This is a genomic window from Xanthomonas sp. NCPPB 3218, from assembly GCF_056725185.1.
This window is the reverse complement of record NZ_CM161516.1, coordinates 3,654,879-3,678,679: the sequence shown is the minus strand read 5'-3', so window position 1 is coordinate 3,678,679 and position 23,801 is coordinate 3,654,879. Positions and strand designations below refer to the sequence as shown.

At 68.6% G+C, this 23,801-nt stretch carries 21 protein-coding genes; 10 read left to right on the top strand and 11 right to left on the bottom strand.

The annotated features are described in order from the left end of the window. Window positions 1-62: 62 nt before the first annotated feature. The 8 genes from AC1PLS_RS15300 to pqqA form a co-directional block, all read right to left on the bottom strand. On the bottom strand, window positions 63-1,097 hold the full coding sequence (locus AC1PLS_RS15300; protein WP_046343831.1) for a glucokinase family protein: 1,035 nt from the start codon (window positions 1,095-1,097) through the stop codon (window positions 63-65). Window positions 1,098-1,437: 340 nt separating this feature from the next. After that, window positions 1,438-2,955 (bottom strand): PhoPQ-activated pathogenicity-related family protein, encoded by a 1,518-nt coding sequence (locus tag AC1PLS_RS15295; protein ID WP_481103820.1) that lies wholly within the window; start codon window positions 2,953-2,955, stop codon window positions 1,438-1,440. A 61-nt stretch (window positions 2,956-3,016) separates the two neighbouring features. After that, window positions 3,017-3,529: a hypothetical protein gene (locus tag AC1PLS_RS15290; protein ID WP_016903716.1), complete on the bottom strand. Its 513-nt coding sequence runs from the start codon at window positions 3,527-3,529 to the stop codon at window positions 3,017-3,019. Window positions 3,530-3,591: 62 nt separating this feature from the next. Beyond that, window positions 3,592-4,731: a pyrroloquinoline quinone biosynthesis protein PqqE gene (pqqE, locus tag AC1PLS_RS15285; protein WP_481103819.1), complete on the bottom strand. Its 1,140-nt coding sequence runs from the start codon at window positions 4,729-4,731 to the stop codon at window positions 3,592-3,594. Continuing rightward, a complete protein-coding gene (gene pqqD / locus AC1PLS_RS15280; RefSeq protein ID WP_039816244.1) occupies window positions 4,728-5,006 on the bottom strand; it encodes a pyrroloquinoline quinone biosynthesis peptide chaperone PqqD in 279 nt (92 codons plus the stop codon). Before pqqD ends, pqqE begins: the two co-directional genes overlap by 4 nt. Further along, a complete protein-coding gene (gene pqqC / locus AC1PLS_RS15275) occupies window positions 5,003-5,755 on the bottom strand; it encodes a pyrroloquinoline-quinone synthase PqqC (RefSeq protein WP_039525992.1) in 753 nt (250 codons plus the stop codon). Before pqqC ends, pqqD begins: the two co-directional genes overlap by 4 nt. Then, window positions 5,752-6,651, bottom strand: coding sequence for a pyrroloquinoline quinone biosynthesis protein PqqB (pqqB, locus tag AC1PLS_RS15270; protein WP_481103818.1), 900 nt, complete (start codon window positions 6,649-6,651; stop codon window positions 5,752-5,754). The genes pqqC and pqqB overlap by 4 nt, the downstream gene beginning before the upstream one ends. A 66-nt stretch (window positions 6,652-6,717) precedes the next feature. Continuing rightward, window positions 6,718-6,798 carry a pyrroloquinoline quinone precursor peptide PqqA gene (pqqA, locus tag AC1PLS_RS15265; protein WP_002812057.1) on the bottom strand — a complete coding sequence of 27 codons (81 nt, stop codon included), beginning with the start codon at window positions 6,796-6,798 and terminating at the stop codon, window positions 6,718-6,720. Window positions 6,799-7,088: 290 nt separating this feature from the next. On the opposite strand from pqqA, the gene AC1PLS_RS15260 reads away from it, so the two are divergent. Next, complete coding sequence (locus AC1PLS_RS15260; protein WP_184433832.1) at window positions 7,089-9,272, top strand: RelA/SpoT family protein; 2,184 nt, start codon at window positions 7,089-7,091, stop codon at window positions 9,270-9,272. Window positions 9,273-9,497: 225 nt separating this feature from the next. Next, entirely contained in the window at window positions 9,498-11,012 is a 1,515-nt protein-coding gene (locus AC1PLS_RS15255) for a hypothetical protein (protein WP_180968653.1), read from the top strand. A 59-nt stretch (window positions 11,013-11,071) separates the two neighbouring features. Here AC1PLS_RS15255 and AC1PLS_RS15250 read toward each other — a convergent pair whose 3' ends face one another. After that, window positions 11,072-13,174: a glycosyltransferase gene (locus tag AC1PLS_RS15250; RefSeq protein ID WP_184433835.1), complete on the bottom strand. Its 2,103-nt coding sequence runs from the start codon at window positions 13,172-13,174 to the stop codon at window positions 11,072-11,074. A gap of 239 nt (window positions 13,175-13,413) precedes the next feature. Between AC1PLS_RS15250 and mrcB the strand changes: the two genes are divergently transcribed. The 5 genes from mrcB to AC1PLS_RS15225 all read left to right on the top strand — a co-directional run bounded on the left by mrcB (window position 13,414) and on the right by AC1PLS_RS15225 (window position 20,319). After that, entirely contained in the window at window positions 13,414-15,858 is a 2,445-nt protein-coding gene (gene mrcB, locus AC1PLS_RS15245; protein WP_184433838.1) for a penicillin-binding protein 1B, read from the top strand. Between the two features lie 13 nt (window positions 15,859-15,871). Further along, entirely contained in the window at window positions 15,872-16,396 is a 525-nt protein-coding gene (locus tag AC1PLS_RS15240) for a tetratricopeptide repeat protein (protein WP_024940334.1), read from the top strand. A gap of 256 nt (window positions 16,397-16,652) precedes the next feature. Next, on the top strand, window positions 16,653-18,659 hold the full coding sequence (gene yoaA, locus AC1PLS_RS15235) for a DNA repair helicase YoaA (RefSeq protein WP_481103817.1): 2,007 nt from the start codon (window positions 16,653-16,655) through the stop codon (window positions 18,657-18,659). A gap of 29 nt (window positions 18,660-18,688) precedes the next feature. Continuing rightward, window positions 18,689-19,408: a tRNA (adenosine(37)-N6)-threonylcarbamoyltransferase complex dimerization subunit type 1 TsaB gene (gene tsaB / locus AC1PLS_RS15230; protein ID WP_016904594.1), complete on the top strand. Its 720-nt coding sequence runs from the start codon at window positions 18,689-18,691 to the stop codon at window positions 19,406-19,408. After that, the gene (locus tag AC1PLS_RS15225; protein WP_039519589.1) at window positions 19,405-20,319 is read left to right on the top strand and encodes an ADP-ribosylglycohydrolase family protein; all 915 of its coding nucleotides are present in this window, start codon (window positions 19,405-19,407) and stop codon (window positions 20,317-20,319) included. Before tsaB ends, AC1PLS_RS15225 begins: the two co-directional genes overlap by 4 nt. Window positions 20,320-20,404: 85 nt before the next feature. Here the strand turns inward: AC1PLS_RS15225 and AC1PLS_RS15220 are convergent, their stop codons facing one another. Beyond that, a complete protein-coding gene (locus AC1PLS_RS15220; RefSeq protein WP_184433844.1) occupies window positions 20,405-21,280 on the bottom strand; it encodes an energy transducer TonB family protein in 876 nt (291 codons plus the stop codon). Then, on the bottom strand, window positions 21,277-22,227 hold the full coding sequence (gene gshB / locus AC1PLS_RS15215) for a glutathione synthase (RefSeq protein WP_024940329.1): 951 nt from the start codon (window positions 22,225-22,227) through the stop codon (window positions 21,277-21,279). The genes AC1PLS_RS15220 and gshB overlap by 4 nt, the downstream gene beginning before the upstream one ends. Before the next feature lie 238 nt (window positions 22,228-22,465). On the opposite strand from gshB, the gene pilG reads away from it, so the two are divergent. The 3 genes from pilG to AC1PLS_RS15200 are packed head-to-tail and all read left to right on the top strand — an operon-like array spanning window position 22,466 to window position 23,777. Next, on the top strand, window positions 22,466-22,867 hold the full coding sequence (gene pilG / locus AC1PLS_RS15210; RefSeq protein WP_024711139.1) for a twitching motility response regulator PilG: 402 nt from the start codon (window positions 22,466-22,468) through the stop codon (window positions 22,865-22,867). A 17-nt stretch (window positions 22,868-22,884) separates the two neighbouring features. Beyond that, a complete protein-coding gene (locus AC1PLS_RS15205) occupies window positions 22,885-23,247 on the top strand; it encodes a response regulator (protein WP_024940328.1) in 363 nt (120 codons plus the stop codon). After that, the gene (locus AC1PLS_RS15200; protein ID WP_003482487.1) at window positions 23,247-23,777 is read left to right on the top strand and encodes a chemotaxis protein CheW; all 531 of its coding nucleotides are present in this window, start codon (window positions 23,247-23,249) and stop codon (window positions 23,775-23,777) included. The genes AC1PLS_RS15205 and AC1PLS_RS15200 overlap by 1 nt, the downstream gene beginning before the upstream one ends. The last annotated feature ends 24 nt before the right edge of the window (window positions 23,778-23,801 follow it).

Genomic DNA, 23,801 nt, shown 5'->3' with positions numbered 1-23,801 from the left:
GCTGCTCGCCGGATGCGGGGTCTTGCAGACGCGCGCCCGGGGCCGAGCGCGTGGTGGATCGCTTACGTCAGGTCAGCGTGGTGTTGCAGATACCAGTTGGCCGCGCCGAGCACGCCCAGTTGCCCGTGCTCGACCAACTTGACCGGAATGCGTTCGAGTACCGCGCGCATGCGTCCCTTGGCCAGAAAACGCTCGCGAAAGCGGCTGTTCTGCAGGAACGGCCCGATCGTCGGCAAGAAGCCGCCGGCCAGATAGATGCCGCCGGCTGCACCGTAGGCCAGCGCCATGTCGCCGACCGCGCTGCCCAGGATGGCGCAGAAGACCTGCAGGCAATCGCGTGCCAATGCATCGTCTTCGTGCAGCGCGGCATGCGTGATCGCGGCCGGCAGCCGATGGCGGGGCGTGGCGCCCTGCAGTTCGCACAGGGCGTTGTACAGATGCAGCAAGCCTGGCCCGGACAGCACATGTTCGAGCGGCAGATAGCGCTCGCCACGCAGCAGGACCCGCAGCACCTGCAGTTCCATCTCGTCGTTGCTGGCCAGGGCGACCTGGCCGGCCTCGGTGGCGAGCACGATCGCCCGCGGCCTGGCATCGATCCAGACCGCCGCACCCAGCCCGGTGCCTGGGCCGACCACCAGGATGGGGCCGCTGGCGCGTGCATGCCGCGGCGTCGGCCCACTCAGTTGCAGCGCGGCACGTTGTTCCATCAGCGGTGCGGCGTAAGCCACCGCTTCGAAATCGTTGACCAGGTGCACGCTGGGCACGGCAAGCGCGGCGCGAATGCGGCCAGGCGAAATCGTCCACGGCAGGTTGTTGCTGATGAAGCTGCCATCGTCCAGCGCCACCCCGGCACTGGCGATCACCACCGCCTCGACGTCGTGCCGTGGCTGCAGGAAGTCGGCAAGGATGGCGTCCAGACTGGCGTGTTCGGCGCAGCGGTAGGTGCGGTAATGCGACAACTCGGTCGCAGCAGTACCTGCCCGCGCGATGTGGCCGACCCGCACATGCGTGCCACCCACGTCGGCCGCGATAAAGCCGGTGGCAACCGGTGCGGTGGGCAAGCCAGAAGCGAGAGCAGAACGCGAAGTCGCAGCCACGTGCAGTCCTTTGGAGTCGTCCGAGCGGCCAATGCGATCGGCGAGTAGCGGCCTGTGTAGAAGTTGGTGACAACGATGTCAATGGTTCAGTCGGGTTGGATCGATCTTGCTGGCGGACTCAAGTGCAAAATCGCCCGTTTCAGGGCTGTCTGCATGGGCGTGATTGCGCAGTGCGGGAGCGCGCGCACGCGCCACCGCGCCACCGCGCCGTCGCAACGGTCGCGTTTGTTGTCGCCATCTGGACGCTGAGCGGCGCCGACATCGCTCCGTGGCATCGACATTGGCTTCGGCGGTCGCTACCGCCAGCTTGTTTGCGTCAGCGCTCCGCGTAGTCGCCAGCTCAGCGCGCAGCCGCCGCAGAGGCCACGCCCGGCAAGGTGCTGCAGGCCGCACCGTCGGTGGGTGGCGCCTGCGTCGGATAGCGCTGCTTGCCGAGCACGTAGGTCTGGCTGGTGGCGACGAAGCCGTCCGCGTAGGTGGCCTCGACGAAGTACGCGCTCCAGCCAGCGTCGGGAATCTGCACCGGTACCGACACCGTGTTGCCGCGTGCAGGCGCGATCGGCGTGGCGCTGTAACGAATGCCGCAGGCATAGCGGAAATCGCGCGCCGCCGGATTGCGCGCCTGCCACAGACGCAACTGCGCAGGGCGCTCGGACGACTGGAAGCGGATCTGCGGGTGTTCGCCTGTGTGCAGGGAATCGCGCACCTTTGGCAATGCACGCTGCTGCTGCTGCCGGGTCACGAAGGGCACCAGGCTGTCGACGATGGAAGCGCGGATGCCGTTATGCGCGCTGTTGGGCACCATGCGCAGCGCCTTGCTGCCGGGCAGCGCGTCGTAGAAGAACTGCGTGTTGTCCGGCAGGAAGAAATCGTCGCCGCTGGCATTGACGATGTACTTGGGCACGGCCAGGCGTTTGCGCTGCGGCGTGTGCAGATAACTCAGCGGGTCCTGCAGTTGCACCAGCTGCGCAAATGCCGGCGTGTGCAGCTGCGCGGTGATTGCCTGCCTGGCGTAGGCGCCGAATGCGATCGGCCAGTTGCCGCCATAGGCCCGGGACATGTGATCGAGCACGGCCGGCAGATTGAGGATGTCGATCACGAACGGCACCACAGCCTCCACGCGCGCATCGGCGATGGTGGCGTGCCAGCTCGCCCAACCACGTTTGGAGGCGCCGGCGAGGATGAAGCGATGAATCTGCAACGGCGCCAATTCGCGTTCGGCCAGGCTCATGGTGCGCGCGATCGCCGCGGCCATTGGTACGTGCAGCGGCATGGTCTTGCGTCGTTGCGGCGACGCCAGGAACAGCGACCAGCTGTAGGCGACGCTGTCGTCCTCGCGGCGCGGCGTGCCATCGTTGCGGTAGGTCAGTGCCTGGCTGGGCAGATCGCCGAGCGCGATCACCACGGTGCGGCTGCGCCGCGCCAATGCGGCCAGGGCCTCGGGTGGCAATTCGCTGGGCGGTTGTGGCGCGCCGCCATCGGCCGGTTGGCGGGTGCCATTGGTGGAGATCAGCAGCGCACGCGTCGGCAACGCATCTGCCGGGACGTAGATCGCCACATCGTGCTGCCAGCTGGCCGGCTGCACCAAATCCTCCGGCGACCACTGCTGCGAGGTCAGCAGGTAATCGCGCCTTTCGACACCGTCCACCGTGCGGGTGGCCACGCGCCGGTAGACCAGCGGTTGGCGCTCGATGGCATCGTGATAGCACACCAGCGCCTGGTCGATGCCGACCTCGGGCGCATCGGCACATTGCTGCGCTGACAGGGTGGTCGCAGTGGCCGCATCTGCAGGCGCAGTGCCTGAGAACCAGGCCAGCGACGCCAGCAACCCCAGGCTGCAACGTGTCATCGAACGCATGCGTGTTCTCCGGGTGGCCTGCCTCAGTCTGCGGTAGCGGGCCGGCAATGCCCGGACGCGCTTACTTGACCCGGCGCACCTTGGCCTGCGTGTTGTAGCCCTCGATCTGCAGATACCACACGCCGACCAGGCCCGGCTTGATCTTGACCTTGGGGGCCTCCTTGCGCACGCCCGACAACGTCGCAGCGTCGGTCTGCTCCCAGTCCTGGCCATTGGCCAGCGTGTACACGCGCCCCTTCGAAAAGCCCTTGAACTCGCCGACGATGTTGCTCTCGATCGGCTCGTTGCTGCCGAAATCGAAGAAGCCGCGGTTCTTGACGATCACTTCCTGGCGGCCGGCTTCCTTGGCCTGTTCGACCACGACCGCAGCTTCCTTGGCGACCTTGCCCTGCAGCCAGTCGTTGAGCGCGGCCAGTTCGCCGGCATCGAGCTTGTCCAGGCCGGCGGCCTTGAACTGTTCGGCGCTCATCTGCGATTGCAGGTCGCCCTGCACCGCGCGCTGCGCGAGGGCCGGAGCGGCGTTCAGGGCGAGGGTCAGGCAGACCAGCAAGGGAATGCGGCGTGCGAGCGACATGGATGCCATCCGATCAGGAAAGGCGGCTAGTGTAGACGCTAGCCCGCGCATGACGCAGCCGGCTATGGCGCGTCGGCGGCTCGTGCCTCTGTGCTGGCCGATGCCGCGCGTCCGGGGCGGCCGGGGCGGCGGTAGACGAACTCCGGCGGCGGGGCGGCGGCCTCGCGTTCGGCGGTGGCGCGCACCTCGGTGTGCCGCGGCGAGCGTTCGCAGACCGGGTCCAGCGTGGCGGCATCGCCACTGAGCGCGAGCGCCTGGCAGCGGCAGCCGCCCCAGTCGATCTCGCGTTTGGGGCAGCCCTGGCAGACCTCCGGCATCCAGGCGGTGCCGCGGAAGCGCACGAATGCCTCGCCGTTGTTCCAGATGTCGGCCAGCGACCGCTCGCGCAGGTTGTCAAAGCGCATGCCGTCGATGGTCTCGGCCGCATGGCAGGGCAGCACATCGCCACGCGGGGAGATATTGACGAAGCGCTGGCCCCAGCCACCCATGCACGGCTTGGGCTGGCGGGCGTAGTAATCGGGGGTGACGAAATCGATCGCCAGGCGGTCGCCAAGCTCGCGGCGGGCGGTTTCCACCGCGTCAATCGTGGCCATCAGCTGCTCGCGGCTGGGCATCAGCGCGGCGCGATTGCGCAGGCCCCAGCCGTAGTACTGGGTGTGCGCCACTTCGATGCGTTCGGCCTGCCATTCCAGCGCCAGCGCGATCATGCCGGGCACGCGCCCGGCGTTATGGCGATGCAGTACCGCATTGAGCGTCAGCGGCAGGCCGCGCGCGCGCACGGCGGCGGCGAACTCGCGCTTCTTCGCCAGGCTGTTGCGATAGCCGGCGATACGGTCGGCACCGGCCGGGTCGACGTCCTGCACGCTCAGCTGCACATGCTCCAGCCCGGCGGCCTGCAACTGGTCCAGCATCGGCTCGCCGCCGGCCACGCCGGAGGTGATCAGGTTGCTGTACAGCCCGAGCGCGCGCGCATGCGCCACCAACTCGGGCAGGTCCTTGCGCAGCATCGGCTCGCCGCCGGAAAAGTGTGCCTGCAGCACGCCCATGTCGGCAGCCTGCTGCAGCAGCGAGCGCCAGCCGGCGGTGTCCATTTCCTCGCGCAGCGCCGCCAATGCGATCGGGTTGGAGCAATACGGGCAGGCCAACGGACAGCGATGGGTCAGCTCCAGCAGTACCGACAATGGCGGCGGGGCGATGGTCATAGCCGCAGCAGACGCTTCTGATGCAGCGTGGTGGTGAGTTCGATCACATCGACCTCGATATCGGCGGCGTCGGCATCGAATTCGCCTGCCAGTTCCTGCGCGATCTGCGCCAGCGAGCGCGTGCCGTCGTAGCGCTGTGCCACCACCAGTGCGATCTCGTCCAGCTCGACCACGCGTTCCGGCGCCAGCAGCACCCATTGGTCACGCGCGCGGTCGTGCTGCAGGCGCACGCCTGCGCGCAGGGCCGGCTGGCTGTCGCGGGTGATGCTGCTCACGCCGCGGCCCGGCTGGCGTCGCGGTCGGGCACGAACGCATCCGGCCACACGATGCCCGGGGCGACGTAGGCCACGTGCAATGCGTCCAGCTGCGCCCACAGCACCGAGCACTTGAAGTGCAGCGCGGCCTTGACCAGGGCCTGTTTTTCGACGGTATCGGCGTGCTGCTTGACGTAGTCCAGCGCAAAATCCGAATCGCGCGGCGCCTCGGTCAGGCGATGCTCGAAATAGGCCAGCGCTTCGGGCGAGACGAAGTCGTAATGCTTGAGCATGCCGGCCACGCGCCGGCCGATGATGTTGGGGGCGAACAGCTCGGTCAGCGAGGAGGCGATCGCCTCGAGCAGGCTTTTTTCGCGCACGAACTGCAGGTAGGCCTGCACCGCGAAACGGGTGCCCGGCAGCAGCGCACGGCCGGATTCCACCAGCGTGCGCTCCAGGCCGAGCGCGTCGGTCAGGTGCAGCCAACGCGCGATGCCGCCATCGCTGGGGCTGTTGCCGTCGTGATCGAGAATGCGTTGCCGCCAGATCCGCCGCAACGCCGGGTCTTCCATGCGCGCCAGGATCGCGGCGTCCTTCAATGGAATGCAGCGCTGGTATTCGAAGCGGTTCAGCGCCCAGGCCTGGACCTGGCCGCGATCGAGCTTGCCCTCGTGCAGAAGCGCATGGAAGGGATGCTGGTCGTGGTACAGGCGAGCGCCGATGGCACGCAGGTCTGCCTCCAGCTGGTCCGGGGTGAGCAGGGTGGTCACAGGGTGATCTCCAGGCCGTCGTGCGCGACTTCCCAGCCGCTGGCACGCGCGCTGGCGTACTCCGGCGAGCGGGTATCGAGCACGGGGTTGGTGGTGTTGAGGTGGATGAAGATCTTGCGTGCCACACTAAGCGGGGCGAACGCGGCAACCGTGCCGTCGGGGCCGTCGATGCTCATGTGGCCCATGCGCTGGCCGGTCTTCTGGCTGATGCCCAGTTGCACCATTTCGTCGTCGCGCCACAGCGTGCCGTCGAAGAACACCAGTTCGGCGCCTTGCAGGCGCGCGCGCAAGGCATCGGTCATCGCTGCGCAGCCGGGGATGTAATGCACGCGGTGCTGGCCATCGTCGATGGTCAGCCCGAGGGTTTCTTCGTTGGAGCCGGCCAGGTCGCCGCCACTGCGCGATTCCATGAACAGCGGCACCTTGCCGGGCACCGAGAATGGCGTGAGTTGCAGGCCCAGCAGCGACACCGGCGTGTCCAGCGCAAACGGCTGGCGCTGCACGTAGGCGGGATTGACCGCGTCGAAGATGGGGTTTTGCGACAGCAGATCCAGCACGCGGCTGCTGGCATGCAATGAGAACGCCTGGCTCTCGCGCATCGACAGCAATCCGGCGATATGGTCGATCTCGCCGCTGGTCAGCAGCACCGCTTCGATCGGCGAATGCCGCAAATCGCGCTGCGGCCAGAGTGCGGGCGTTGCAAGGATTTGTTGACGGAAGTCGGGTGAGGCGTTGATCAGGACCCAGCGCTGGCCATCGGCACTGACGGCGATGCTGGCCTGGGTACGACGTTGGGCACCGTCGGCTTGTTGCCATGCCCGCCTGCTGGCGGGTGTGTGGCAATTCCACTGCGGGTGCCCACCGCCGGCCGCCGATCCCAGAACGATGATGCGCATGGAGAACTGTTACCTATCTGCCGGCGATTGCCGGTCATGCATCGGGAGGAGGGGCGGCAGGTGAGCTCAGAATTCGCCGGAGACGTAGCAGTTGATCTCGGCGCCACAGTTGACTTCACGAACGACAGGCTTCTTCCAGGTCTTCATCGGCTACCTCGCAGTTGGTTGGAATGACGTCGCCGCGGCAGGACGCAGCGACAACGCTACTGGAGGATAGGCAGGCGGTTTGGGCGAGTTGTAAAAAGCACGTAAAAAGCCGATTGAGCGTGCCGATTGGCCTGCAGCGTTGCCGCGCTTGCGGCGCACAGCGGTTGCGAATCAAGACGTTGGCGGGTGAACCGACCATAAGCGCAAGCATGCGGGATTGCGCCGACGATGCAGCGATTGCGCGTTGTGGAGAAGGTGACGCGCACGTTACCGTAGCCGTCAGCCCCCCGTTGTTGCCCATCGCCGTGTCCACCGCTGTGACCAGTTCCTCACTCGAGCGCCTGCATGCCTTGCTGCAGCGTCCCGCCATCGCGTCGATCGCGCCAGATCTGCGCGATGCCCTGGCGCAGGCCTGGCAGCAGTTGCCGGCGCCGAGCGAGGACGTGGCCTGGACGCTGCTGGCCGACACGCTGGACGCGCTGGCGCTGCTGGCCGCCGACGAGGCGACATTGATTGCGGCATTGCTGTTCGACCTGCCGGCGTTGCGCGGCGCGATCGCCGGCCTGCCATGGCAGCCGGCCGAGCGCCGGGTGGCGGTCGAAGGCCTACTGGACGGGCTGGATGCGGCCGACCAGGTCTGGGCCCTGCACGCCGGTCGCGAGGCCGGGCGCAACAGCGAAGGTCTGCGGCGGCTGCTGCTGTCCATCATCCACGACCTGCGGGTGGTGCCGATTCTGCTGGCGCGGCAGTTGGCGCGCATGCGCGTGGCCGACCGCCTGAGCGAAGAGCAGCGCCGTGCACTGGCCCAGCTCACCCGCGACATCCATGCGCCGCTGGCCAACCGGCTGGGCATCTGGCAGGTGAAGTGGGAGCTGGAAGACCTGGCGTTCCGGCATCTGGAGCCGGACACCTACCGCCGCATCGCCCGCGAGGTGGACGAAACCCGCGTGGCGCGCGAGCGCTATCTGGACGCGGTCAAGCGCACCCTGTCGACGACGCTGGCCCAGCAGGGCCTGCGCGCAGAGGTGAGCGGGCGGCCGAAGCACATCTACAGCATCTGGCGAAAGATGCAGAAGAAGCGCCTGTCCTTTGACCAGCTTTACGACATCCGCGCGGTGCGGGTGATGGTCGATGACGTGGCCGCCTGCTATGCCGCCCTGGGGGCGGTGCACTCGCTGTGGGTACCGGTGCCGAGCGAGTTCGACGATTACATCGCCCGGCCCAAGGCCAACGACTACCGCTCGCTGCATACCGCGGTGGTCGGCCCGGAAGGGCGCACGATCGAAATCCAGATCCGTACCCACGAGATGCATGCGCAGGCCGAGCTCGGCGTGGCCGCGCACTGGAAATACAAGGAAGGCGGCAAGGGCGGCGAAAAAGCCTTCGACCGCAAGATCCTGTGGATGCGCCAGCTGCTGGAGCAGGTGCAGGAAGGCGACCACGGCGAACTGGCCGGCGCGCTGGACGCCGAGCTGATCGAAGACCGCGTGTATGCGCTGACCCCCAAGGGCGAGGTCATCGACCTGCCGCAAGGCGCTACGCCGCTGGATTTCGCCTATCACGTGCACACCATGGTCGGGCATCGCTGCCGCGGCGCGCGCGTCAACGACCGCATCGTGCCGCTGACCTACCGGCTGCGCAGCGGCGACCGGGTGGAGATCATGACCGCCAAGGAGGCCGACCCACGCCGCGACTGGTTGCTGGCGTCCAATGGCTTTCTGGCCAGCGGGCGCTCGCGCGACAAGGTGCGCGCGTGGTTCCACAAGCTCGACCGCGCGCGCAACGTACAGGCCGGCAAAGACCTGCTCGATCGCGAGCTCAAGCGGCTGGGCCTGCAGCACGCCGACCTGAGCGTGGCCACGCGCAAGTTCCACGCCGAGAATGTCGACGACCTGTACATCCAGGTGGCGCTGGGCGATACCGGGCCCAACCAGGTCAGCCGTGCGCTGCTGGAAGCCGAACGGGCCGCTTCGCAGCCGGCGGTGCCGGCGCCGCCACGGCCCACCGCGCGCCGCGAGGGCTTGGGTAAATCCAAGTTCACCGTGCAGGGCGTGGGCAATCTGCTGGTGCAGCTGGCGCGCTGCTGCCAGCCGGTGGCGGGCGAGCCGATCGCCGGCTATCTGACCCGTGGCCGCGGCATCACCGTGCACCGCACCGATTGCGCGGCACTGTCGCGTCTGGCCGCGGCGCATCCGCAGCGCGTGTTGCCGGTGGAGTGGGGCCAGGCCGGCAGCGGCTACGAAGTGGATGTGCAGGTGCGCGCGGTCGACCGCCGCTGGCTGCTCAAGGACATCACCAACCTGATCGCGCAGGAGGACGCGCACGTGCTGGAAATCAACAGCGACAACGTGCGTGACACCGGAAGGGCACAACTGCGCCTGCGCCTGAAGGTCAGCGACTACGACCAGCTGTCCAGCCTGCTTGGCAAGCTGGACGCCTTGCCTGGAGTGAGCGAGGTGCGGCGACTCGGTTGAGTGCGCCGCAGCCCGCCAGCGCCAATCGCCTGGAAACAGGCGGGACCCACAGCAAACAAGGTGTGCTCGCTTCCCGCTTCCCGCTTCCCGAATCCCGAATCCCGAATCCCGAATCCCGATTCCCGAATCCCGATTCCTCAAGCCCACATCGTCTTCGCAGCAGACAGCTACCATGAGGGGGTGAACGCGTCCCCGTCAGGTCGCGCCAAGGACGGACGCCACCGCATGCTCCCGCTTCCGCGCTGGGCAAGATCGCCTCGCCTCTGGGCACCATTGCGCAGCCGCGCGCTATGGCGCGTGGTGCTGGCGCTGTGCGCCTGTCTCTTGCTGGCCACGGTCGTGCTGCGCAAGCCGCTGGCAGATTTGTTGTGGCCGGACACACGCATCCAGCAACTGCTGCAGCGGGGCGATGCGGCGCTGTCGCGCGGCCATCTCAGCGCAGCCGATGGCAACGGCGCGCGCGAACTGTTCGCTGCTGCGCTTGCGCTGGACAGCGATCGCGGCGAAGCCCGTGCCGGGCTGGCGCGCACCGGTGCCGCCGCAGTGGTGCAGGCGCGCGCGGCGATTGCGGCCGGGGACGCCGCTGCTGCGCAGCGCGCGCTGACGCTGGCGGGCGCGCTGGAGGTGCCGCAGGCGCAGATCGCACCGGTGGCACTGCGCCTGCGCCAGTTGCAGGCGCGTCGGGCCGGCCTGGACGCCTTATTCGCACAGGCGGTGTCCGCGCAACAGCAAGGGCGCCTGGATGGCAGCCCGGACAGCGCGCTGCCGTTGTATCAGCGCATCCTGACCCTGGCACCGGACCGCACCGATGCGCTGGAAGGGCGCGAGGACGCCCTGACCGATCTGCTGGCGCAGGCGCGCCAGGCCTTGGCGCGCGATGCGCTGGCCGATGCGGCGATGCTGCTGGCCGCCGCCAAGCGCTATGACGCCGGGCATGCCGATGTGCCGCTGACCGAAGGCCACTATCACCGTGCGCTGGACCAGCGCCGTCAGCGCGCGCAGGGCCTGTTGCGGCGTGGCCGGCTGGCACCGGCCGCACGCGATTTCACCGCAGTGCTGGCAGCCGAGCCGGCGGATGCGGCCGCCCAGCGTGGGCTGGAGCAGGTGGCAGGCGAATATGCCGCGCAAGCGGGCCGACAGGCGGCAGACTTTCAGTTCGATGCCGCGCTGCAGTCGCTGCAGGAAGCCAAGACCTTGCTGCCCGGCGCCGCCGCGATTGCACAGGCCGAGCAGGCGATTGCGCGTGCCCGCGATGCCCAGCGCAGCCCCGAGACCGGGCTGTCGCGCAGTGCCCGCGAGCGCCGCCTGCGCGCGCTGCTGCAACGGGTGGCAGCTGCCGAAGCGCAGCAGCAGTGGATGACGCCGCCCGGCGCCAGTGCCTACGACGCGGTGCGTGCCGCGCAGGCGCTGGCGCCGCGCGATCCACGCGTGCTGCAGGCCGCCGCACGTGTGGTGCCGGCCAGTCAGCGCTGCTTCGAGGACGAGCTACGCAACAACCGCCTGCGTGCCGCGCGCGGCTGTCTGGATGCCTGGCAGGCGCTGACGCCCAACGGCGATGCACTGGCCGGCGCGCGTCGACGGCTTGCGCAACGCTGGGTTGCGGTGGGCAGCGAACGCCTGGGACAGGAAGACGCCGCCTTTGCACGACGCGCGCAGGACGAGGCGCACCAGCTGGACCCTGGGCTGCCGGAATTGGCCGAGTTCACGCGCCGGGTCAAGGCCGTGACCGAGCAGCGTTGACGCAGCGGCTGTCTTCGGCGGCGCCACTCACAGCGCCATCCCCGAGCGCCGGCGCGCACTCACTCCGCGATAAACAGCGCGCGCACCGTGCCACGCGCCGCATCCAGCGAAAAATGCCGGGCCACGTTGTGCAATCCGTTGTCGGCCAGGCGTTGCCACAGCGCCGCATCGCGATACAGGCGCACGATCGCTGCGGCGAAGGCATCGGCGTCATCGGCCACGCAGACATCCTCGCCGTCGCGCAGATGCATGCCTTCCACCGCACAGGTGGTGCCGACCACCGGCTGCCCGTGCGCCATGCTCAGGTTGATCTTGCCTTTGACGCCGGCGCCGAAGCGCAGCGGTGCCACCGCGATGCGTGCGTTCTCCATGAACGGCAGCAGATCCGGCACATGCCCGTGCAATTGCACGCCGGGGCATTCGTCGGCCAGCAGTGTCAGCGCCTCCGGCATGTCCGCGCCGATGCAGTGGAAGACCACCAGCGGCAATTGCGCGCGCACCTGCGGAAAGATCGCGCTGATGAACCACTGCACCGCATCCACATTGGGGGGATGCCGGAAGCCGCCGACGAACACGAGGTCGTGGCGTTGCTCGAAGTGGCGGCCGCTGCCGGCCACCTCATGCAGGTTGGAGAGCAGGGCGGTGCGGATCTGCGGTGCGTCCGCCTGCAGCTGCGCCTGTTCGGCCGCCGAGACCAGCAAGGTGACATCGGTGGCGGCCATGATCTCCAGCTCGCGCAGGCGTGTGCGTTCGGCCGCGCGCAACAGGTTTGCATCGCCGGCCAGCTCGGCGCCGCGGCGCTCGCGCAGGTAGTGCAGATCGACGGTGTCGAACAGGGTGCGCGCCTGCGGGGCGTATTGCCTGAGCAGCGGCAGGCAGGCATGCGCAACGTGGTGACGCACCAGCAGCACCACCGCAAACCGCGGGCCGTGCGTGCGCAGCCAGCTGCCGATGCCGTCCAGGAACGGCGCGTACCAGACTTCCACGCCCAGCTGCTGCAGTGCGTGCGTGTGCCGTCCGGCGTGTTCGCGACGGGTCGGCACGAACACCACGTGCGCGCCCTCTTCGCATAGCAGGCGGATCAGATTGAACTGCCGCAACGAGCCCGAGTCGCGATCGGGTTGCGGCACGCATTCGTCCAGGATCAGCACCTGGCGTTGGCCACGGTGCAGCAGCGCAGGTCCGGGGACCGTGCCGACCGGCAGCTGCGTTGCCAGCGCCTGCTGCCACTTGTCGGCGAACACGCCTTGGTTGCGCACCTGGTACGCCTTCACCCCGGTGCGGGTGTCGGTGCCATTGCTGGTGCCCTCGTCATGTACCACCACGCTGGCCGGCTGCACCAGCACCCGGTAGCCGGCGGCACGCACCGCAAACGCAAGATCGGTGTCTTCGTAATACGCCGGCATGTAGCGGCGATCCAGCCCACCCAGCGTCTGCAACAACGCGCGCGGCAGCGCGATCGCCGCGCCGGAGCAGTAGTCCATCGCACGCACATAGGCATGGCGCGGGTCGTCGGCCGATTCGAAACGGCCGTAGCTCCAGGCGCTGCCGTCGGCGAACACCACGCCGCCGGATTCCTGCAGGCGTCCGTCCGGGTACACCAGTTGCGCGCCGACCAGCCCGGCGCCGGGGTGCTGGGCAAATGTGTCGATCAGCCGATCCAGCCAGCCGGGTTGCGGGATGGTGTCGTTGTTGAGCAGCACCACGTAGTCGCCGCGCGCCAGGGCGATGCCGTCGTTGCAGGCGGCGATGAAACCGCCATTGCTGGCGCGCCGGTGGTAGTGCAGCCCTTGCACCTGCGGCAGCTGCGCCTGCGTGGCATCGCTGCTGCCGTCGTCCACGACGATGATCTCCACCTCCAGCAGCGGCGGATGCGCCGCCAGTGCGCGCAGGCACGCCAGCGTGTGCGCGATGTGGTTGTAGACCGGAATCACCAGCGTCACGCGCGGGGTGTCGCTGTGCGGGACCGCAAACGCGGCAAACGGCGCGGCCTCCAGCAACCACAGCGGCGTGCCGAGCGCCGCCGGCGGTGCCTGCGTATGCACGCGAATGCGCTGCCAGGTGGCGCGCCAGCCGCGTGTGCGCATGCTCGCCACGCTGCGGTGAATCAGCCCAAGCACGCGATTGAACAGATAGCGTGCATCGGCCAGTGACATCGACATTCCGTTGGAACTCCAGACTTGGCGTGACGAAGAAAACCCGGCGAGCAGTCGTCAGGCGGCGAGGACGGCGCAAGGCAAGCGCAGGGAACGCAGGGTACCCGCAGATGCCGGAGACGGTCCGTGCCCGCTGACGGTGAGCGTGGCCGTTTTGTTAGCCGCTCTTAAGTCAGAGGGGCCGGCCGGCCACAACCACGACAGCGCTGCGCTAGACTCGCCGGACTCTACATTCTCGCATTCCTGTGCCCCGACGCCACGACAACGACGCTCCCGACGATTTCGAGGACGACTCCACCGAGCAAGGTTCCCGCTGGCAACGCAGGCTGATTGTCTGGGCCTTTGCGGCATTCGCGCTGGCGCTCGGTTTTCTGATTCCCTACACGGTGTATCTGAACAAGCAGGTCACCCAGCGGTTTGGCGAGCTGCGTTGGCAGATCCCGACCCGCGTGTACGGGCGGCCGTTGGTGCTGGTACCGGGCAATGCGCTGGATGCGGCCACGTTGAAGACCGAGCTAGACGCCGCCTCGTACCGTGACGACGGGCAAGCCAAGCTGGCCGGCACCTACCAGCAGGACGGCAGCCGCTTCACCATCGCCAGCCGCGGCTATATCGATGTGGATGGGCGCGTGCCTGCGCGGCGGGTGGAAGTCAGCCTCTCCGCCGGGCGCGTGGCCAGCCTGCGCGACGCTGGCGACCGCAAGGCGCTCAAGAGTGCACGGCTGGACCCGGCGCGCATCGCCACGCTGTACGGACAGAAGCAGGAAGAGCGCCGCCTGGTGCGCATGGAAGAAGTGCCCGAGCTGCTGGTCACCGGCCTGCAGGCGGTCGAGGATCGCGACTTCAACAGCCACCACGGCATCGATCTCAGCGGCATGGTGCGTGCGGCCTGGATCATGGCGCGCTCCGGCGGCCAGGTTCGCCAGGGCGCCAGCACCCTGACCCAGCAGCTGGCGCGCAGCGGCCTGCTCGGCATCGGCAAGGAACAGACCGTCACCCGCAAGTTCAACGAAATTCTCTACGCAGTGATCATGGAGGCGCGTTACGACAAGCGCACCATCCTGGAGGCCTATCTCAACCAGGTCTATCTGGGCCAGCGCGGCGGGCAGGCGATCCACGGCGTGTCCTCGGGCGCGGAACTGTGGTTCGGCCGCGAGCTCAATTCGATGACCACCGAGCAGATCGCCTTGCTGATCGGGCTGGTCAAGGGGCCGTCCTACTACGACCCGCGGCGCAACCCGGAGCGCGCGCTGGATCGGCGTAATTTCGTGCTGGGCAAGCTGCACGAAAACAACCTGATCGACGCGGCCGAATACAAGCGCGCGCTGGCCGCACCGCTGGGCGTGCCCACCGAGCCGGGCCTGGTCGCGGCCAACCGCTTCCCGGCCTATGTGGACCTGGTGCGCCGCCAGTTGGCGCACGACTACCCGGAAGGCGTGCTGCAGGGCGCCGGCATGAGCGTGCTCACCGGCATGTCGCCGTCCGCGCAGGCCTATGCCGAAGGCGCGGTGACCGGCACCATCAAGCGGCTGGACAACAAGAAGCGCCCACCGCTGCAGGCCGGCCTGGTGCTGACCGACGTGCATAACGGCGACGTGCTGGCGGTGGTCGGCAGCCGCGACGTGGCCAAACCGGGCTTCAACCGCGCGGTCGAAGCGCAGCGGCAGGTCGGCTCGCTGCTCAAGCCGTTCGTCTACCTGCTGGCGCTGGCCTCGCCGGACCGCTGGGCGCTGTCCAGCTGGGTCGACGATGCACCGGTGACGGTGCAGCTCAGCCGCGGCAAGACCTGGTCGCCGGGCAATTCCGACAACCGCAGTCACGGCACGGTGCGGCTGATCGATGCGCTGGCGCATTCCTACAACCAGGCCACGGTGCGCGTGGGCATGCAGGTCGGCCCGGAGCGCATCGCGCAGCTGATCCAGGTACTGGCCGGCATCAAGGCCGACACCAATCCCTCGCTGATCCTCGGTGCCACCGACCAGAGCCCGTACGGCATGGCGCAGCTGTATCAGTTCCTGGCCGCCGGTGGCGAGATCCAGCCGCTGCACGCGGTGCGCGGCGTGCTCGATCCGCAGGGCAAGCTGCTCAAGCGCTACGACAAGACCCCGGCGCCGGCGCAGGAGGGCGATTCGGTGGCGGCCAACCTGATCAGCATCGCCCTGCAGCAGGTGGTCAGCGGCGGCACTGCGCGGCAGTTGCTGGGCGATGGCCTGGGCCGGTTGTCGCCGGCCGGCAAGACCGGCACCTCCAACGACGGCCGCGACAGCTGGTACGCCGGCTACACCGGCGACCACCTGGCGGTGATCTGGATGGGCAACGACCAGAACGAGCAGACCGGCCTGTACGGCGCCACCGGCGCGATGCGGGTGTGGTCGAGCATCTTCGCGCGGCTGCCGAGTGCGCCGTTGAAGGTCAGCGGCAAGGGCCTGGACTGGCAGTGGGTGGACGCGGCCGGTACCGGCGTGACCGATGCCGGCTGCCCGGGCGCGCGCCAGTTCCCGTTCGTGGTCGGCTTCACGCCGGCCTACGCCCCCTGTGCCGGCAATGCACCGTCGATCGAAGGCGTGCCCGGCGATGCATCCGCGCCGGCCGAGCAATCCAGCGGTGGTGGCTGGCGTCGCTTCTTCGGTCTGGAAAAGAAGCCGGAAGACCCCGCGCCGGCACCCGCCGCGGCTGCACCTGCACGTTGACTGGAGTGACCCGATGAACCGACTGCACCGTTTGCTTGCCCTCGCTGGCGTGTCTGCCGCACTCACCGCCTGCGTCAGCGCGCCGCCTGCGCCACCGCCGGCCCCGGTCGACCCGACCACGCCGACACAGCGGCTGCTGCTGATCGAACGCGAGGCCGGCGTCGACGATACCGAGCTGTCGGTACAACCATTGCGCGACCCGCAGGTGGACGACCTGCGCGAGACCGCCAAGAGCAAGCGCCAGGCCGGCGACCTGGCCGGCGCGGCGGCGTCGCTGGATCAGGCCGTGGGCCTGGTTTCCGGCGATCCCGCCATCCTGCAGGAGCGTGCCGAAGTGGCGGTGCTGCAGGCCGACTGGCCCGCCGCCGAGCGTTTCGCCAAGCAGGCCATCGAGCTGGGCTCCAAGACCGGGCCGCTGTGCCGCCGGCATTGGGCCACCATCGAGCAGTCGCGGCTGGCGCGTGGCGAGAAGGAAAACGCCGCTTCGGCCAAGTCGCAGATTGCCGGGTGCACGGTGCCCGGCGTGAAACGCTACTGAGCACGGCCACGCCGCTGGCTGCGCCTGCTGCACGACAGGCGCGGCGAGCGTGATGCGGCCTGCGTTGCTTGCGCCCATCTGCTTCGACGCGAGCCGTTCGTTCCCGCGCGCGACCGCCAGCGGCGCCACGCCGCGCATACTGACGCGTAAACGCCGGCTGCGCGGCCAGTGCCGCCACCGGCCCACCGGCGCAATCCAGGCAGCGGCAGCGCGCACGCGCTAGGCTGTCGCGCTTCCTGCTCCAGCTTCCGGTCCCATGTCCCAACTTGCCACTGCCAGCATCGAGGCGCTCAGCGAGGGCGGGGCGCTCGCGCGTCAGCTCGATGCGTTCGCGCCGCGTGCCGCGCAGTTGCGCCTGACCGGCGCCATTGCCGAGGCGTTCGAGGCCCGCGATGTGCTGCTGGCCGAAGCCGGCACCGGTACCGGCAAGACCTACGCCTACCTGGTGCCGGCATTGCTGTCGGGGCTGAAGACCATCGTCTCCACCGGCACACGCGCATTGCAGGACCAGTTGTTCCATCGCGACCTGCCGCGCGTGCGCGCCGCGCTCGGCATCGGCCTGCGCAGCGCGCTGCTGAAGGGCCGCGCGAACTATCTGTGCAAGTACCGCACCCAGCAGGCGCGCGGTGAGCCGCGCTTTGCCACGCCCGAGCAGGTCTCGCAGTTCCAGCGCATCGTGGCCTGGAGCGGGCGTACCCAATTCGGCGACATGGCCGAGCTGGAAGCCCTGCCGGACGACTCACCGCTGCTGCCGCTGGTGACCTCCACCGTCGACAACTGCCTGGGCACCGAGTGCCCGTTCTACAGCGAGTGTTTCGTGGTGCAGGCGCGCCAGCGCGCGCAGGCGGCCGATCTGGTGGTGGTCAACCACCATCTGCTGCTGGCCGATCTGGCGCTCAAGCAGGAAGGCTTCGGCGAGATCCTGCCCGGCGCGCAGGCCTTCGTCATCGACGAAGCGCATCAGCTGCCGGAGCTGGCGGCGAACTTCTTCGGCGAAAGTTTCGGCATGCGGCCGTGGCAGGAACTGGCGCGCGACTGCATGGTCGAAGCGCGCCTGGTCGCCGGTGCGCAGGCCAGCCTGCAGGAGCCGATCCTCGCCCTGGACGAGGCTCTGCGCGGCCTGCGTGCGGGCATGGAGGGCCTGCCATCACGCGGCACCCAATGGCGTGCGCTGGCCAAGCCGCAGGTGCGCGAGGGTTTCGATGCGGTGCTGTCGTCGCTGGCGCGGCTGGCCGAGGCCCTGCTGCCGTTGCGCGAGGCCTCGCCCGGGTTCGATGGCTGCTGTGCACGTGCGCAGGAAGCGCTAGCGCGGCTGTCGCGGTGGCTGGGCGAGGATGCGCCGGTACCGGATTTCGAGCAGGAGCTGCCGGAGACCGTCGACAACGATGTGCTGTGGTACGAGCTCAGCCCGCGCGGGTTCCGCTGCCAGCGCACGCCGCTGGATGTGTCCGGCCCGCTGCGCGAGCATCGCGAAAAATCGCATGCGGCCTGGGTGTTCACCTCGGCCACGCTGGCAGTGGGCGGCGAGTTCGACCACATTGCGCAGCGCCTGGGCCTGAGCGATCCGGTGACCTTGCTGCAGCCCAGTCCCTTCGACTGGGCGCGCCAGGCGCTGTGCTACCTGCCGCCGCATCTGCCCGATCCTGCCGCACGCGGATTCGGCACGGCGCTGATCGCGGCGCTGATGCCGGTGCTGGATGCCTCCAATGGCCGCGCGTTCCTGCTGTTCGCCTCGCACCGCGCGCTGCGCGAGGCGGCCGACGCATTGCGCGGCGCGCCGTGGCCGCTGTTCGTGCAGGGCGAGGCGCCGCGTGCCACCTTGCTGCAGCGTTTCCGCACTTCCGGCAACGGCGTGCTGCTGGGCTCGGCCAGCTTCCGCGAGGGCGTGGACGTGGTCGGCGATGCCTTGAGCGTGGTGGTGATCGACAAGCTGCCGTTCGCCGCACCCGACGACCCGGTGTTCGAAGCGCGCCTGGATGCGATCCGCCGCGACGGCGGCAACCCGTTCCGCGACGAGCAGTTGCCGCAGGCGGTGATCGCGCTCAAGCAGGGCGTGGGCCGGCTGATCCGCAGCGAGACCGATCGTGGCGTGCTGGTGCTGTGCGACCCGCGCCTGGTGAACAAGGGCTACGGCCGCACCTTCATGCAGTCGCTGCCGCCGTTTGCGCGTACCCGCGAGATCGGCGACGTGCGCGCGTTCTTTGGCGTCGCCGAGCCGGTGGGCGACAATGGCGTGCTCGCGTTGCCGTTTGGCGACGACTGAGCTTTCTCCTTCCTGCCTGCGGTCCTGCCATGAAAGTCCTCGCGTTCGAGACCTCCACCGAAGCCTGTTCCGTCGCGCTGCATGTGGATGGCCGCGTGCTGGAGCGCTTTGAACTGGCGCCGCGTCGCCATGCCGAACTGGCGCTGCCATGGGCCGAGCAACTGCTGGCCGACGCCGGCATCGCGCGCCGCCAGCTCGACGCGATTGCGGTCGGTCGTGGCCCGGGCGCGTTCACCGGCGTGCGGTTGGCGATCGGCATTGCGCAGGGCATCGCGCTGGGCCTGGACGTGCCGGTGCTGGCGGTGTCCACGCTGCAGGTGCTGGCCCTGCGCGCGCCCGCCGAGGCGACGCAGGTGCTGGCCTGCATCGATGCGCGCATGGGCGAGGTGTACGCCGGCATCTTCGCGCGCGCTGGCGATACGCTGCGGGAGCTGATGCCGGAAGTGGTCTGCGCACCGCAGGAATGCGTCGTGCCGGACACGCTGCAGCGCTTTGCCGGTGTCGGCAGCGGGTTCGCCGCTGCCGAGGCAGTGCTGCAACAACGATTTGCGACCCGGCTGAGCAGCATCGATGCCGCCGCATTGCCGCATGCCGCCGACCTGCTGACGCTGGCCGTGCCGGCGTTGCTGCGCGGCGAGGGCGTGGCGCCGGAGCGGGTGGAACCGGCCTATCTGCGCGACAACGTGGCGCTGACCCTGCTTGAGCAGCAGGCCGCACGCGCAGCCAAGGCCGCCGGCGCCGCGCCATGACCGACGACCTGCAACGCGCGCGTTTCCGCGGCTGCCTGCTGGGCCTGGCGGTGGGCGATGCGCTCGGCACCACGCTGGAATTCTGCGCACCGGGCAGCTTCACGCCGATCGACGACATGCGCGGCGGCGGCCCGTTCGCGCTGCGCGCCGGGCAGTGGACCGACGACACCTCGATGGCCTTGTGCCTGGCGCACAGCCTGCTGTATCGGCAGGGCTTCGACGCCGCCGACCAGATGAACCGCTATTGCAACTGGTACCAGCACGGCTACCTCAGCAGCACCGGCAGCTGCTTCGATATCGGCGCGACCGTGCGGCAGGCACTGGAGCGCTATCTGGATGGCGGCCCGGCCTTCAGCGGCAGCACCGATCCACGCTCGGCCGGCAATGGCTCGCTGATGCGGCTGGCGCCGGTGGCGATGTACTACGCGCATCGCCCCGCCGAGCTGGGCGAGCGCGCCGCCGACAGTTCGCGTACCACGCATGCTGCCGACGAAGCGCTGGATGCCTGCCGGCTGTTCGCCTTCCAGTTGCGTGCCGCATTGCTCGGTGGCCAGCGCCAGCAGGTGTTGCAGACCCGCTGCGAAGGGCTGTCGACACCGGCGCTGCGTGCGTTGTCGGTGCGCGACCATGCGGCAGTTCCCGCCGCCCGGATCCGCGGCACCGGCTATGTGGTCGATGCGCTGTCGGCGGCACTCTGGTGCTTCGCCACCACCGACACGTTCGCCGATGCGGTGCTGCGTGCGGCCAACCTGGGCGACGATGCCGACACCACCGCGGCCATCTGCGGTCAGCTGGCCGGTGCATTCCATGGCATCGACGGGATTCCCGCCGCCTGGCGCGCGCGCGTGCAGGATGCGGACGCGATCGTCGAGCTGGCCGACCGGCTGTACGCAGCCGCGCAGGCCGCATAAAGGCCGCGCGCAACGCACTGGCCAACGCAGTCCGCCGGGAAGGCATGCCGCAGAAAGACGCGTCCCTGTCGGGACGCGCGACGGCTCAACGATCGTCGTGCAGCTCGCCGCCGGGCAGGAACAGCCAGGTGCGTGTGACCTGCAGGATATCCACGTCGTCCTTGGTCCTGGGCAGTGGCGGGAACGGCTGCGCCAGCTGCACCACCCGCAGCGCTGCCGCATCCAGCGCCGGGGTGCCGCTGGAGACCAGCACGCGGCTGCTTTCCACGCTGCCGTCGCGGCGCACGCCCACGCTGATCACCACCTTGCCGCCGAGTCGGCGCCGGCGCGCCTCGTCCGGGTAATTGAGATTGCCGACGCGCTCGGCGCGGTCCACCCAGGCACGCAGGTAGTTGGCGTAGGCGTATTCGCGGGTACTGGCCGAGACGAACTTGCGATTGGGGCGCTTGGCATATTGCTCCGAACGCAGATGCACCTCGGCGGCGAGCCGGGCCATTTCCGCGTCGCGCTGCACGCGTTGCGCATCGGTGGGCGAGGGCAGGTCGGTCTGCGGATTCGGCTGCGGGGTGGGCACGGTCTGCTCGCCGCGGCGGCTGGCCACCACGCGGGTCTGGGTCGGCTCCGGCGCCTGCAGCGAGGTCGCACGCTGCGCCTGCGGTGCCAGCCCGCTGCGGTCCTGCGGTACCACCCCGGGCTGGCTGTCGCGCGGGCGTTGCGCGGTGGCGTGATTGCCACCGCCCTGCTGGTTGGCCTGGGCCAGGAAATCGGCCTGCCTGGGCGTCAGCGGGGTGCTGGTCTGGCTGAAGATCACATCCAGCGTCGGCACCAGCGGTGCGTCCTCGCTGACCGCAAACCCCACGCCCAGGATCAGCACGCCGTGCAGCAGCAGCGAGATCACCAGCGTCGCGGTCAGCCGGCGGCGCTCGTGCATGGGAGCCGGCAGTGCCGCGGCCGCGCTCATTGCGCCGCGCCGGCCTCGATCGCGTCGAACAGCAGCCCGGCGATGTTCAGGCCGAACTGCGCATCCAGCTCGCGCACGCAGGTAGGGCTGGTGACGTTGACCTCGGTCAGGTAATCGCCGATCACGTCCAGGCCGACGAAACGCATGCCGCGGCGGCGCATTTCCGGGCCCACCTGCGCGGCGATCCAGCGGTCGCGCTCGGACAGCGGCCGGCCTTCGCCACGTCCGCCGGCGGCCAGGTTGCCGCGGAATTCGTCGCCCTGCGGAATCCGTGCCAGGCAGTAGTCCACCGGCTCGCCATCGACCAGCAGGATGCGCTTGTCGCCGGCGCTGATGTCGGGGATGAAGCGCTGCGCCAGGGTCAGCTTGCGATTGCCGTCGGTCAGCGTCTCCAGGATCACGTTGAGGTTGGGGTCGCCGGTGCCGCTGCGGAAGATCGAACGCCCGCCCATGCCGTCCAGCGGCTTCAGCACGGCCTGGCCGTGTTCGAGCACGAACGCCTTGAGCGCGGCGGAGTCACGGCTGACCAGGGTCGGCGGGCAGCACTGCGGAAACAGCAACGCGGCCAGCTTCTCGTTGTAGTCGCGCAGGCCCTGCGGGTCGTTGACCACCTGCGCGCCGGCGCGCTGGGCCACGCTCAGGACCTGGGTGTCGTAGACGAACTCCGCATCCACCGGCGGGTCCTTGCGCATCAGCACCACCTGGCCGGGGCCGAATTCCAGTTCGGCGAACTCGCCCAGGGTGAACCAGCCGGCCTTGTCCTCGCGCACGCTCAGGGGTGCGACCTGTGCCACCGCGCGTCCCTCGCGCAGGCTGAGGCCGCCCGGACGCACATACTGCAGGCGGTGACCACGCCGCTGCGCTTCCAGCAACATGGCGAAGGTGGTGTCTTTGGCGATCTTGATGGAGGCGATGGGATCCATCACCACGACGACGTCGAGCGACATGGGGAGCTAAACCTTTAGAACAGGCTGCCGATGGTAACTTCAAGCGGTGGCGATGGCGCGCCCGGCCGGTCGTGAATGCGCGACTTGCCGCTCGGCCCGCAGCTGCACACGGTCGGAACGTCCGCCTGGCGGGCCCCCGGCAACGTACCCTTGACAGTCAATGCGGGTCTTGGGATATACATGCAGTTTCGTAGCGACGCCGGCAGGGAAGAAGCGTCGCGCGTCCGGGGATATTTGCATGACAGAAAACATTGCTGCGGGTGGGGAACTCGCAGGACTGAAGGTGATGGTGATCGATGATTCGAAGACCATTCGCCGCACCGCCGAAACGCTGCTGAAGCGGGAAGGCTGTGAAGTAGTGACAGCGACCGATGGTTTCGAGGCACTGGCCAAGATTGCCGACCAGCAACCTCAGATCATTTTTGTCGACATCATGATGCCGCGTCTGGATGGGTACCAGACATGCGCGTTGATCAAGGGCAACCAGCTCTTCAAGTCGACGCCGGTGATCATGTTGTCGTCCAAGGACGGCCTGTTCGACAAGGCACGCGGCCGCATCGTCGGCTCCGAGCAATATCTGACCAAGCCGTTCACCCGTGAAGAACTACTGAGCGCGATTCGCACGTACGTCCACGCCTGACCAGGGGGAAAGGCAACATGGCTCGAATTATATTGATCGAGGACTCGCCCACCGACAGGGCAGTCTTCAGTCAATGGCTGGAAAAAGCAGGCCATACGGTCGTCGCCACCGACAATGCCGAAGAGGGACTTGCGCTGATTCGCAGCCAGGCGCCCGATCTGGTGCTGATGGACGTGGTGCTGCCCGGCATGAGCGGTTTCCAGGCAACGCGTGCATTGGCGCGCGACCAGGCCACCAAGGACATCCCCGTGCTGCTGGTCAGCACCAAGGGCATGGAAACCGACAAGGCCTGGGGTTTGCGGCAAGGTGCCAGCGACTACATCGTCAAGCCGCCGCGCGAAGACGATCTGATCGCCCGCATCAAACAATTGGTGCGTTGATGCGTTCTCCATTCGACATTCTCGAAGACTACGAGCGTCGTAGTCTTGCGCACGCCACGCCGCTGCCGGAACGCCAGTTCTCGGCCGACATCTGGCGCGGCGTCGGCTATCGCGTCGGCACCCGGCGGCTGGTCTCGGATTTCCGCGAAGTCGCGGAAATCGTGCCGATGCCGCCGGTCACCCCGGTGCCGGGCGCACAGCCCTGGCTGCTGGGCGTGGGCAACCTGCGCGGCAACCTGTTCCCGGTGATCGATCTAAAGCAGTTCCTGGAGGGCCGGCGGACGGTGCTGCAGGAAGGCCAGCGCGTGCTGATCATGCGCCAGAGCGGCGGCGACGTCGCGCTGACCATCGACGAGCTGTACGGCCAGCGCAGCTTCGAGCAGGTCCAGGCGGTCGAACCCGGCGAGTTGGCGCAAGGCCGCTATGCCCACTTCATCGACCGTGCCTTCCGCAACGAGACGCAGGACTGGGGTGTGTTCTCCCTGGCGTTGCTGTCGCGCACTCCTGAATTCCGGCAGGCCGCGGCCTAAGCCGCGACCCCGCCACGTCATACA

Excerpts from the sequence above, each read along its gene's own strand:
- AC1PLS_RS15295 (WP_481103820.1), bottom strand. The coding sequence starts at position 2,955 with ATGCGTTCGATGACACGTTGCAGCCTGGGGTTGCTGGCGTCGCTGGCC.
- AC1PLS_RS15290 (WP_016903716.1), bottom strand. The coding sequence starts at position 3,529 with ATGTCGCTCGCACGCCGCATTCCCTTGCTGGTCTGCCTGACCCTCGCC.
- pqqE (WP_481103819.1), bottom strand. The coding sequence starts at position 4,731 with ATGACCATCGCCCCGCCGCCATTGTCGGTACTGCTGGAGCTGACCCAT.
- pqqB (WP_481103818.1), bottom strand. The coding sequence starts at position 6,651 with ATGCGCATCATCGTTCTGGGATCGGCGGCCGGCGGTGGGCACCCGCAG.
- pqqA (WP_002812057.1), bottom strand. The coding sequence starts at position 6,798 with ATGAAGACCTGGAAGAAGCCTGTCGTTCGTGAAGTCAACTGTGGCGCC.
- AC1PLS_RS15255 (WP_180968653.1), top strand. The coding sequence starts at position 9,498 with ATGCTCCCGCTTCCGCGCTGGGCAAGATCGCCTCGCCTCTGGGCACCA.
- AC1PLS_RS15250 (WP_184433835.1), bottom strand. The coding sequence starts at position 13,174 with ATGTCGATGTCACTGGCCGATGCACGCTATCTGTTCAATCGCGTGCTT.
- AC1PLS_RS15240 (WP_024940334.1), top strand. The coding sequence starts at position 15,872 with ATGAACCGACTGCACCGTTTGCTTGCCCTCGCTGGCGTGTCTGCCGCA.
- yoaA (WP_481103817.1), top strand. The coding sequence starts at position 16,653 with ATGTCCCAACTTGCCACTGCCAGCATCGAGGCGCTCAGCGAGGGCGGG.
- tsaB (WP_016904594.1), top strand. The coding sequence starts at position 18,689 with ATGAAAGTCCTCGCGTTCGAGACCTCCACCGAAGCCTGTTCCGTCGCG.
- AC1PLS_RS15225 (WP_039519589.1), top strand. The coding sequence starts at position 19,405 with ATGACCGACGACCTGCAACGCGCGCGTTTCCGCGGCTGCCTGCTGGGC.
- AC1PLS_RS15220 (WP_184433844.1), bottom strand. The coding sequence starts at position 21,280 with ATGAGCGCGGCCGCGGCACTGCCGGCTCCCATGCACGAGCGCCGCCGG.
- gshB (WP_024940329.1), bottom strand. The coding sequence starts at position 22,227 with ATGTCGCTCGACGTCGTCGTGGTGATGGATCCCATCGCCTCCATCAAG.
- pilG (WP_024711139.1), top strand. The coding sequence starts at position 22,466 with ATGACAGAAAACATTGCTGCGGGTGGGGAACTCGCAGGACTGAAGGTG.
- AC1PLS_RS15205 (WP_024940328.1), top strand. The coding sequence starts at position 22,885 with ATGGCTCGAATTATATTGATCGAGGACTCGCCCACCGACAGGGCAGTC.
- AC1PLS_RS15200 (WP_003482487.1), top strand. The coding sequence starts at position 23,247 with ATGCGTTCTCCATTCGACATTCTCGAAGACTACGAGCGTCGTAGTCTT.